Raw genomic sequence first — 10558 nt, forward strand, 5'->3', positions numbered from 1 at the left:
TCAGCAGATTCTCATTTAGGACACGTATTTGATGATGGTCCACGTGATAAAGGCGGGCTTCGATATTGTATCAACTCTGCGGCCCTTAAATTTATTCCAAAAGATAAACTACAGGAAGAGGGCTACGAGGAATATCTTGGTTTGTTTTAATAGAAATCTAAAGTCCTTGGGGGCTTCTCCAAGGACTTTTTCATTATAAGGCCAATCTGTAAGCTAGGTAACAGTATGAACAATCATATTACTGTTAAATGAGAAGTGGAATACAATCGATGTCCAGGAAGGGAATATGTTGAGATATCGCACCGATGGAAAGTTTCTTTGGACACTTTCTTTAAAGATTAAGCAGAGTATAAATCATAAGATAAAATAGAACAGAAGAGGATCGAGTGATAGAGATATAACCAGCATTGTTATCAATGGTACCTAAACAAAATGACCCCGGAGCTATACCGGGTCCATTTGCCTGGTCGCAGGTGCTTATTAAATCAGATAGTATATCAGAATTTTCACTTGTCAATAATCATATTCAAACTTGAAGCGAAATTTTTAGAAATTTCCACAAACTTTAAAGCGCTTGGAGAAAGCTGAATACTGTGTTTGTGTGCAATACCGACGTGTCTAACATACGACTCATTAATTTTTTTTCGAATAAGGGTATTAGGTGCATGGATTAAAATTGAATTCGGTACGATTGAAATACCTAAATTCTCATTTACCATCGTCAAAATGACTTGGTCAACGGATAATTCATAAACGATATTGGGGTGTAATTTATTTTCAGATAACATGCGTGAAACATCTCGGTCAATGGTCCGCTTTGGCATTATCCATCGTTCATCTTTTAATTGTTCTAGATAAAGTTTATCCTCCTCTGCCAACCGATGATCTTTCGCCATTATGCAAACGAGTTCATCATCAAAAATGGAATCAAAAACAAGATTTTTTGAATGCGGCTTTACTAAAAAACCAATATCGATAATCCCATTATGCAGCCATTCCTCGATTTGATCGTAATCTCCCTCCATCAAACGAATGTGTAAGTTAGGATGATGTTCTGCAAAGTACGCTAATATTTTTGGTAGTAAAACGAAAGAAACACTTGGAAGAATACCAACAGATAATGAGCCTCCGATAAAATTTTTTAAACTCGCAACTACTGTTTCAAGCTGATGCTGCTGTTGTAAAATTTTTGAGATATGCTCATAAATAATTTTGCCTTCGCTCGTCAAAACGATATTGTTGCGATTACGGATAATAAGAGACAGCTCTAGTTCTGCTTCTAAATTGCTGATCGCATGACTAATAGAAGACTGTGTGAGATTCAACTTTAAGCCGGTTTCGGTAAAATTCCCTATATCAACTAGCGTATGAAATGCGACATATTGCGCTAAAGTAACCATCGTAAACTCCTTTTATGAATTTTTTTCATACTCATTCAGCAAAATATTCATTTGATTTATTTTAATGTTCCCTCCTATAATAAAAATAAATCCCGAGTAAATCAATACGAATTATTGGAGGTCCAAATACATGGCAGAGGAAAAGTTGATGATGAAGGCTTTATCCATGGATATTATTACAGCAAAAATGTTTACTGAATTACATCTGTCTATTACGGAAGAATACGGCGAACATGGTCGTGAGTTAGTTCAAATAGGATTAGAATCTTTTGGTTTAAAAGACGCTGAAGCAATGGCGAAAAAGGCGACAGCAGAAGGTGAAAATCATGCTTTCTTTGAATATTTACCAAAAGTTGTAGAAGGAGAAGAAAAATTTGCGGATTTAACGACATATGCACGTTTTTCAAAAATGTTTGCACAAATTGCAAAACAAGTTGTTGATGAATACGGTGAGAAAGGCGAGCAGGTAATAATGCGAGCAGTAGAACGCTTCGGTAATAAACGTGGTGAAGGTATTGCACAACGAGCACGTACAAACGGTTTAGAAAATACTGTAGAAAATTACCTAACTAACTACGATATGGGGCGCAGCGATTTATTTGAAATTGACACGGTTTATAAAAAGAATGAAGTAGAGCAAACATTTACACATTGCCCATTTGGCCAACAATGGGCAGACGATAATATGGGTAAATACGGTATTCTTTATTGCAAAGTAATCGATCCATCCATTGCAAAAGGATATAATAAAAATTTTGAAGTTATACATGATCAATATGTATTACGTGAGGGTCAATGCCATTTCCAATTTCAGCTGAAAGAGTGAGTGTAATGATTAATGCTAACCGACTACTAAAGCATCTTCAAGAATTAAGTCAAATTGGACGTAATGCACTAACAGGCGGCATTAATCGCTTTTCTTTTACACCTGAAGAACAACAGGCTATTGAGCTCGTAACATCATATATGGAAGAAGCCGGCATGACGATCACAGTTGATGCTGTTGGGAACGTTATTGGCACATATGGTGAAGGAAGCGAAACCGTTATGCTGGGCTCTCATATTGATACTGTGCCAGAGGGCGGAAAATATGACGGTGCTTTAGGTGTTCTTGCAGCGATTGAAGTCGTACAAACCATTCATGAACAACAACTATCACTTTCAAAGAAAATTGAAGTTGTAGCGTTTAAAGATGAAGAAGGAACACGCTTTGGCTTTGGGTTAATCGGCAGTCGTGCAATGGCTGGCCTTTTAACATATGAGCACCTACAGAAAACCGATGCATCAGGTATTTCTATTGGAGAAGCAATGAAGCAATCCCAAATCTCACCCGTTCTTTTAGAAAAAATAAAACGTAATGACATCCAAGCATATTTAGAAATGCATGTTGAGCAGGGAAGAGTACTAGAAAACGAAGAATTACCGGTAGGCATCGTTACAGGTATTGCAGCACCATTATGGCTGGAAGTGACTGTGACAGGCGTTAGTGAACATGCTGGTGCAACGCCAATGCCAATTCGTAAGGATGCTTTAGCTGCAGCTAGTGAAATGATTTTAGCAATTGAACAAATGCTCAATGACAGAACCGATTCTGTAACTACTGTCGGAAAACTAATTGTAGAACCAAATGGCGTAAATGTCATTCCGGGTAGAGTTACTTTTACAATTGATATTCGTGATATTGATGAACAAATAATAAGTACTTTGGAGAGTTCCATTTTAAGACAAATGCAAAAGATTGCTGAGCGCAGAAAAGTTACGCTGAAAACAAAGATGATGCAACGCGTAAAACCAACAAAAACAGATCCTATGCTTCAACAGCAGCTTGCAAATAGTATTGAGAAGCAGGGTGTAAGACCTTATTCATTAATAAGTGGTGCTGGGCATGATGCCATGAATATCGCAGCTGTGGCACCAATTGGAATGTTATTTGTTCGTTCAAAAGATGGTATTAGTCATAATCCGTTAGAGTTTAGTTCAGATGAGGATATTATGATTGCAACGAATATTTTTTATGACACAGTAGCAGGACTTACCAAGTAAATTTATATATATAGAAAAAAAGCTTTTGTTCATATATTAACTGTGCCCCGATTTACGGAAAGTTTAACCACTTAGTATTGTTTACTTTAATAAGACGGAGGAATAAAGTTATGCACACGGTTGTATATGTTGAAATTGCCTTATATTTAATTGCGATGATGGCAATTGGAATTTATTTTAGCAAGATGGACTTATCACATAATGATTATTTTTTAGGTGGAAATAAGCTTCCTGGTTGGGCACTTGCATTCTCTGAGCGTGCTACCGGGGAATCAGCGTATATGTTTTTAGGGGCAATCGGTTTTATTTACGCAGCGGGTTTATCAGGTATTTGGATTTTATCCGGAATGTTTTTAGGAGTTATGGTTTCCTGGTTATTCTTATCGAAACGCTTTATGACCGAACAACAAAAATATAAGGTAAATAGTTTAACAGACTATATTGCTGTCAAATTCCCTAAACATGCAGATATGATTCGCTGGTTAGCTTCGTCTGTTTTGGTTTTATTCTTCGTTTGTTATTTAGCTGCTCAATTTTCAGGTATAGGGAAAACTATTTATTCATTCTCTGGTTTTAATATAACATGGGGAACGATTGTAATCGCCGTAATCATTATTGCTTATTCTTGTATGGGTGGCTTTATGTCTGTCGTTTGGACAGATACGATTCAAAGCTTTTTAATGCTTGCTTCATTCATTATCGTGCCTATTGCAGCTTTCATGGAAATAAAAAATCAAGGATTAAGTATTTCAACTGAGCTTGCGAATATGGGAAATGGTGCAGATAGCTGGGTTGGAGGCTTAAATGGGATTGCCTTAGGGGCCATGCTATTTACAAACCTTTCATGGTTCTTTGGCTGGTTAGGTGGTCAGCCTCAATTAAGCTCTCGTTTTATGGCCATCGCAACGGAAAAAGAGCGTATTACAGGCCGCAATATGGCAATTATTTGGACGCTGATTGTCTATATTGGGGCCTTTTTATCGGCGATTTTCGCTACGACTTTATACAAACAAGCCACGATTGATGATCCAGAGGTGATTTTACCTCATATGGTATTCGATATCTTACCGCCATGGGTTGCAGGAATTATCGTTGCAGGAATTTTAGCAGCAATTATGTCTACTGCGTCATCACAACTACTAGTAATTACAACTTCTATTAGTGAAGATATTATTCACAAAACATTACGTTGGAATATCTCAAGCAGAAAATTGGTTCACCTATCACGTCTTATAGCGGTTATTAGTGGTATTGTGGGCATTATTATTTCACTAAAATCTGGCTCTGTTATTTATAGTCTTGTATCCTTTGCATGGGCAGGTATAGGGAATACATTTTCTGTTATTATCTTATTAATTTTTTTCTGGAAGCGTATTTCAGGTATGGGTGTAATTGCAACGATTATTGTCGGTTTTGTCAGTGCTATAGTTTGGCCGCTTTCATCGCTGGAATCAATTTTATCAGCAAAAGCTGCCACGTTCTTTATTTGCTTAATCGCTGGGATTGTATTCTCTTTAATTTATCCTGATACAGTAAAAGAGACACAGTCTAAATTAGTAAAATCTTAATATGGACCATTATTTTCTTATACAAAAAGGGGCTTGTTTAGAAAGTGTGGATTTGAAGTTTATCAAGACCGGTTCTGGTGAAAATACCACGACAAAAAAAGTTGTAGGTCCATTTTCAAATAACTCTTAGTTGGTTATCCTGAACAGTCTATGTAGGAATTCCACTTTATTTTGGACAGACTCTCGATAAAGTATAGAAAGCATATTTATCACCTTAAGATTTTCTTACTACAAGTTAAATCCAAAAACACTGTATACAAACTCAATTTTGTTGAGTTTGTATACAATCTGAACATTTCTTCTCTGGAGGAAATGTTTTTTATATTTGACAAAATAAAAATCCAAAAATATTAAGATGAGATCTGTAAATGTAACCATCTAACAAACTTTATACTCATTTATGTAAGAGCAAAGTGTGATAACGGGATCACATTTTTTTAGGATGAGGAGAATACTTATGAATGAACATCTTACGTTAAATGAACATTACAAAGGGGTGTAGAGCAATTTAAGAAACAGGTACCACAAAAGATATTAGACAATCTAGCAAAGTCAGTAACAGATTTAATCGACAAGGAAACGTTGGGTGGATTAGCTGTAGGATTAAAGGCTCATAATTTTACATTGAAAAATTAAATAAGAAAAAAAGTAACTCTAACAGAGTAGTAGCTGATTTTTTTGCTACATGGTGTGGGCCTTGTAAGATGATCGTACAAGTATTAGAAGAACTTGATCAGGATATGGGTAATGAAGATAAGGTTGTGAAAATTAATGTCAACCAAGACCAAGAAACGGCTAATAATTTTGCTGTATTGAACATCCCGGCTCTATTAGTGATGAAAGATGGCGAAGTAGTAGATACACTTGTTGGTTATAGACCAAAGGAAGCACAGGAAGAAGTTCTCAATAAACACATCTAAACAGCAATATCATCCGAAAGTAGAGATTTCAATCTTTTTGTGTAAGGTACATGACATTTTTCTTTTTCGGTTTCCTATATACTCGAGTTGCAAGGATGATTCGATTCATGATTAAGAAGAAAAGGAGAGGAAATATTATGAAGAACATGATGAATGTAACAGAGAATATTCGAGCAGTTGTAAAAGAAGCTCAAATAGAATTATTCTTTAGAGATGAAAAGATAGGAACGATCTCCATTTCTCCTGATGAGCAAAGAAAATTAGAGCTTCATCAAGATTATGTGATGGAAAATGGGAAAATATTTAAATATATGGAGCATTTACAAAGGCTGTGACCTTGGTTGGTGTTAAAATTTCTTTAAGGGGGCAGATACAATGAATGTAAAATTTTCGGATAGAGCAGTTGAGAGATTAAACCAGGAGCCTGCCATTGCTTATCAATTGAACCCTAGTCTGGGGGGCTGTTCCATTGGAGCTGATTGGGTGACATTTGTCGGGATGAAGGAGCTAGGTTCAGAGATGGAACAACAACTCCTTTCTACAAACTTTAAGCCAGTTTTATTGGGACATAAATCAGATCATTTATTTGATGAAGACTTAGTATTGGATTTTAATCCAAGTAAGTCCACGTTTATCTTAAAAAGTAACAGTCAAATCTATACGGCGTATATGAAATTAGAATATCGAAATTAAGAATGATACAAATCAAGTAACTGCCCTGTAAGATTACCTTGATTTGTATTTTTTTAGGAGTGATTTAATTGGATACAGTGACGTTTGGTATGGGCTGTTTCTGGGGACCTGAGTCACGTTTTGGCTATCACCCTGGAGTCATCAGAACAAGAGTTGGGTATGCGGGAGGTAAAGAAGGTCAGCCTACCTCCAAAAACACGTTAGATTATACAGAAGCTTTACACATCCAATATGATTCAAATCTACTGAGTTTAGATCAGATCTTGACTCAATTTTTTGAGCAGCATAATACAACGAGAGCTCCTCGTTCGATTAAGTATCGTTCTGTCCTGTTTTATCAAAGTGAGGAACAAAAGGAAAAGATGCTTCAAAAAGTAGAGCACATCAAGCAGTTTCATGGTCGCTGCTATACCTCTGTTGAGCCTCTTGACGCCTTTTATCAGGCTGAAATCCGTCATCAAAAGTATTATCTTCAAAGATGGAAGCCTGTTTATGAAACGTGGCAGCAGCTTGAGGGAAAGGAATACCTAGTTGATTCAACCCTAGCAGCCAGGTTAAATGGCATTTCAAAAGACTGTGGGTCACTTCAAGAGCTAATGCTGGAATTTTCGGATTCAGGCTACCATACTCTTTGGTCAGTGATCGAAGAAGTATTAAAGGAGACGAAAAATCCGGCACGTGAAGCGTGTGATAAAGTATGTAAGAGTAAATGAAAAGCGGCCTAAACTAGGAACTAGGGCTGCTATAGTTTTATAGACTTCTTAAAGCACGTAAAATATCATTTGGCTCAAGGCGATACATGAAGTTTGGATTTAAAAGCGGTTTCTCCAGTTTCATCTATCATAAACGTAGCCAGTATTGGTAAGATCCAGTTTACTTTCCCATTGAAGGATTCTAAATCTAAGTCGATCTTTTCATAATCATCTTTTAAATAATCAGGAACATCGAAAAGCACATTATACTTCACTGAAACGATTCCTCTCGGATCCTTAACACTTGAAAATCTAATTCGTTTTTCTCTTGCATGGATAGTGTATAGTCCGGTGTTTTGGACCGATTGCGAAAAGCTTTGCGCCTAGTTCCTGTATTCGGGTAGGATCCCTTGTTAGTCTTTTAATTGACGATTACAGAAAGGTACCGATCCGCGGTAAAACGTTAGCACTACCGGACCTTTTTCCAGCTCTTCATATAAATTAATGTCCTTGCCAAGGTGATTTTTTAATGGGTAGTCCTTTGCTTTCTCGCCTTCTGCGATCCAAGTGACTAACCCTGATTCCTTTGCCTCTTTTATGGTACGCGTTCAAATGTCTGCATCGCCTCAAATGGGCTAAGCTGCTTTGATTTGCTAGAGGTAACACCTAATTCAGAATTTAAACTCATGTTTGATTCTCCTCTCATATTGGATAATTTTATTATGTCTCCTACTCTTGAAAAAAATATAAGCCCCCTTACATTTACTTTTAAGCTTACGGTGTAAAATAATGAATAGTAATATGAAGTCAATTTGTATCCAGTTGACAAGACAACTAATGAAGAAAAGGAAGAGTGAGTAGGATATGACTTTATATATTTTGCCAAGCTGTTGTAAATGTGAGGAAGTGATAAAGCTATTTGACAAGCTAGGAATAGATGTGACAGTGATTAATATTTTTGATAACCTAGATATAGGGAGGTCACTAACTTTAGATAAAGGTCTACCACTGCTAGAGCTGAATGACGAATGGTTAGATTATGAGATGATTATGAAACGATATAAAAGTGAGGGTTAGACATGGATAAATTAATGCTTCTTTCGCAAATTAATATATTTGATGAGCTTCCAAAAGAAGAATTAAAAAAATTAGATCAAGTAACATTAACGGCTCCTATTAAAAAGGGGACGATCATTCTAAGTCCAACTCAACAGCTAAGGTCGCTATTTTTCTTGAAAAAAGGGCAGGTTCGTCTATATAAAGTATCTTCTAATGGAAAGGAATTCACGGTTGATCTTTTAAGTGAGGGAAATGTGTTTGGAGAAACATCAAGCTTTTCATTAACAGAGTCTGAAATTTATGCAGAAACGATGGTCGATTCGTTTGTGTGCACATTAACAAAGGATCAATTTGAGGATTTTATACGTCAAAACCCAGCCATTGCCATCAATCTCATTACCATTTTGACTTCAAAGCTTAAAGAAATGTATCAAATTACCGAAAGTATTGCTTATAAAGATGTAAAGTATCGAATTGTTCTTCTTCTCATGCAGTTAAGTAACCGCTTTGGTGTGAGAAGTGGGGAGTGGCAAACTATCGAGGTGAAAATTACTCAACATGATATTGCCAGTATGATCGGCTCTTCTAGAGAAACGGTCAGTTTATTTTTAGGCGAATTAGAGAAGGAAGAAGTGATTATGAAGAAGCCTTTAAAAATTAATACAGCCTTGGCTAAGGAATTATATGAGGTGGATGAGGGCTAATTGTCTTCATTGTATATCACTAAACGCAGAGGGAGTACCTCTGCGTTTTCTTATGTGCGCCCGGCATGGGTGCAGTCTATAGGTTGCAAGTCCCGAGCCATGAAGGCAGTAGTAGTGGAGGCATGTTACATAACATTTGATATTAAAACAAGCCTTGCAATTAATATTAAAGGGTTTAGTTCAACTAATTTCGAAGAATTTACTGTATCTGATAAAAATTTTGGGTATAATGGAGATACAGCAAGTCGGTAAAGGGCAGCGGCCATTCCCTTGTAGAAAGGGGGTGACGCTGGTGATTACAATAGCAGACGCACTAGGGTTAATGATAGCATTCGCTTCCCTCATCGTTGCAGTAATCGCGGTTACGAAAGGAAAAGAGTAACCCCCTCTTACCCCCGACCAAGGCGTTAAGAAAGTGGTTACTCTTTTTTTTGAGCTAACAGTCAACTTTTACCGCTAAAAGTCGCTGCTCTTTATGCAGTTTGCTGTGCTGAAAGGTCTCTGGTTCCCGCCAGTGGCCTTTTTTTATTTTGTCATATTATATCTCTATTATACCCACAGTTTTTAAATTAAACAATGATTTGAACAATATTATCTGAGATTTCCGAAGCAGATGCGCCGAATTTTTCTTTCATACATAACATCCCTTACCTTAATTCGATTTATGGGGACCGATGACCAATCTCAAAGTACATTTCCTTTTTTTAAAACTGCTTATTTAGACTAGTATCCGGGAGTTTTTACAAATTATTCAAAGGGGCAAGAATCTCGCTAGGAATTTTTCGAACCCACATCCAAAAGTGTTGTAGAAAATTTTCATTCTTACTTTCGGAAGGTAACACGAAAGGGTGCTTTTGTTCAATGATTGAAAATTTTGCGAAAAAATAGTGTTTTGCCAAGGAAAAGAATGTCTGCTTGTGGCAAAGGAGAAGTTGCATTTTACTTTGTCAGCGTTCACATGCCAAACAGTATGAAAACCTGACATAATTGACAGGCTAAATCTTCTAATGAAATAAAAAAGAATTATGTTCGGTATAATACAAATTAACGCATTCATAAACCTTGCTGAAAAAGTGCCCAAACCCTTGTTATATATGGGGTTTTGGACTTTTTTTAATTAAATCATATTTAACTTTAAGAAGGATTGATCCTTATTTAAAGGAATTTGTCTATTCAGTTTTGGAATCTTACCTATAGTATCACTAAAAAACCTTTTTTGCAGAAAGAAGATAATTATGGAAGATGCAAAGGAACTATGCTAACGGGTAAATGCAGCGGCTTGCAGGCAGCTTTTTCTTTCATATTAAACAGAGGGAGTTGAATAAATTAAATGGTATAAAAGATACACAAGTTATTCGAAAAAAGTTTAAATAAGAAGTATTAGGCAAATCATAAGTAGAAGGAGGATTTGAAATGAAATTTACTATTCGTATTTTCTTCAGGGAAAACTTTAATAATTCAATATTTGAAAGAGAGCTA

Annotated in this window: 13 protein-coding genes; 11 read left to right on the plus strand and 2 right to left on the minus strand. The window is 36.3% G+C overall.

The features are described 5' to 3' along the window. On the plus strand, positions 1–150 hold a 150-nt coding region (locus tag DFO72_RS28670), incomplete at its 5' end, for a peptide-methionine (R)-S-oxide reductase (RefSeq protein ID WP_208326903.1). 356 nt (positions 151–506) lie between these two features. On the opposite strand, the gene DFO72_RS28675 is transcribed toward DFO72_RS28670, so the two are convergent. After that, positions 507–1400, minus strand: coding sequence for a LysR family transcriptional regulator (locus DFO72_RS28675; protein ID WP_134177333.1), 894 nt, complete (start codon positions 1398–1400; stop codon positions 507–509). Between the two features lie 130 nt (positions 1401–1530). On the opposite strand from DFO72_RS28675, the gene DFO72_RS28680 reads away from it, so the two are divergent. The 7 genes from DFO72_RS28680 to DFO72_RS28710 all read left to right on the plus strand — a co-directional run bounded on the left by DFO72_RS28680 (position 1531) and on the right by DFO72_RS28710 (position 7337). After that, positions 1531–2226 (plus strand): L-2-amino-thiazoline-4-carboxylic acid hydrolase, encoded by a 696-nt coding sequence (locus DFO72_RS28680; RefSeq protein WP_113885841.1) that lies wholly within the window; start codon positions 1531–1533, stop codon positions 2224–2226. 5 nt (positions 2227–2231) lie between these two features. Then, complete coding sequence (locus tag DFO72_RS28685) at positions 2232–3443, plus strand: Zn-dependent hydrolase (RefSeq protein WP_098797306.1); 1212 nt, start codon at positions 2232–2234, stop codon at positions 3441–3443. Between the two features lie 110 nt (positions 3444–3553). After that, complete coding sequence (locus DFO72_RS28690) at positions 3554–5011, plus strand: sodium/proline symporter (protein ID WP_113885842.1); 1458 nt, start codon at positions 3554–3556, stop codon at positions 5009–5011. Positions 5012–5634: 623 nt separating this feature from the next. Beyond that, complete coding sequence (gene trxA / locus DFO72_RS28695; protein ID WP_098797296.1) at positions 5635–5931, plus strand: thioredoxin; 297 nt, start codon at positions 5635–5637, stop codon at positions 5929–5931. Positions 5932–6038: 107 nt separating this feature from the next. Next, positions 6039–6266, plus strand: a complete 228-nt coding sequence (locus DFO72_RS28700) for a DUF2553 family protein (protein ID WP_166672576.1) — start codon at positions 6039–6041, stop codon at positions 6264–6266. A 40-nt stretch (positions 6267–6306) separates the two neighbouring features. Continuing rightward, entirely contained in the window at positions 6307–6624 is a 318-nt protein-coding gene (locus DFO72_RS28705) for an iron-sulfur cluster biosynthesis family protein (RefSeq protein WP_098797294.1), read from the plus strand. 77 nt (positions 6625–6701) lie between these two features. After that, complete coding sequence (locus DFO72_RS28710) at positions 6702–7337, plus strand: peptide-methionine (S)-S-oxide reductase MsrA (RefSeq protein ID WP_243856316.1); 636 nt, start codon at positions 6702–6704, stop codon at positions 7335–7337. A 74-nt stretch (positions 7338–7411) separates the two neighbouring features. On the opposite strand, the gene DFO72_RS28715 is transcribed toward DFO72_RS28710, so the two are convergent. Next, the gene (locus DFO72_RS28715) at positions 7412–7591 is read right to left on the minus strand and encodes a hypothetical protein (protein ID WP_098797292.1); all 180 of its coding nucleotides are present in this window, start codon (positions 7589–7591) and stop codon (positions 7412–7414) included. A 589-nt stretch (positions 7592–8180) separates the two neighbouring features. On the opposite strand from DFO72_RS28715, the gene DFO72_RS30850 reads away from it, so the two are divergent. From DFO72_RS30850 to DFO72_RS30290, 3 genes are all read left to right on the plus strand, one after another. Then, positions 8181–8393, plus strand: a complete 213-nt coding sequence (locus DFO72_RS30850; protein ID WP_098797291.1) for a glutaredoxin domain-containing protein — start codon at positions 8181–8183, stop codon at positions 8391–8393. A gap of 2 nt (positions 8394–8395) precedes the next feature. Beyond that, positions 8396–9079 carry a Crp/Fnr family transcriptional regulator gene (locus tag DFO72_RS28730; protein ID WP_113885844.1) on the plus strand — a complete coding sequence of 228 codons (684 nt, stop codon included), beginning with the start codon at positions 8396–8398 and terminating at the stop codon, positions 9077–9079. A gap of 292 nt (positions 9080–9371) precedes the next feature. Beyond that, positions 9372–9461, plus strand: coding sequence for a putative holin-like toxin (locus DFO72_RS30290; RefSeq protein WP_220182010.1), 90 nt, complete (start codon positions 9372–9374; stop codon positions 9459–9461). Positions 9462–10558 lie beyond the last annotated feature (1097 nt).

Origin of the sequence: Cytobacillus oceanisediminis, from assembly GCF_004366035.1 — a bacterium.
GTDB lineage: Bacteria > Bacillota > Bacilli > Bacillales > Cytobacillaceae > Cytobacillus > Cytobacillus oceanisediminis_C.

Excerpts from the sequence above, each read along its gene's own strand:
- DFO72_RS28690 (WP_113885842.1), top strand. The coding sequence starts at position 3,554 with ATGCACACGGTTGTATATGTTGAAATTGCCTTATATTTAATTGCGATG.
- DFO72_RS28700 (WP_166672576.1), top strand. The coding sequence starts at position 6,039 with ATGATTAAGAAGAAAAGGAGAGGAAATATTATGAAGAACATGATGAAT.
- DFO72_RS28705 (WP_098797294.1), top strand. The coding sequence starts at position 6,307 with ATGAATGTAAAATTTTCGGATAGAGCAGTTGAGAGATTAAACCAGGAG.
- DFO72_RS28685 (WP_098797306.1), top strand. The coding sequence starts at position 2,232 with ATGATTAATGCTAACCGACTACTAAAGCATCTTCAAGAATTAAGTCAA.
- DFO72_RS28680 (WP_113885841.1), top strand. The coding sequence starts at position 1,531 with ATGGCAGAGGAAAAGTTGATGATGAAGGCTTTATCCATGGATATTATT.
- DFO72_RS28675 (WP_134177333.1), bottom strand. The coding sequence starts at position 1,400 with ATGGTTACTTTAGCGCAATATGTCGCATTTCATACGCTAGTTGATATA.
- DFO72_RS28730 (WP_113885844.1), top strand. The coding sequence starts at position 8,396 with ATGGATAAATTAATGCTTCTTTCGCAAATTAATATATTTGATGAGCTT.
- DFO72_RS30850 (WP_098797291.1), top strand. The coding sequence starts at position 8,181 with ATGACTTTATATATTTTGCCAAGCTGTTGTAAATGTGAGGAAGTGATA.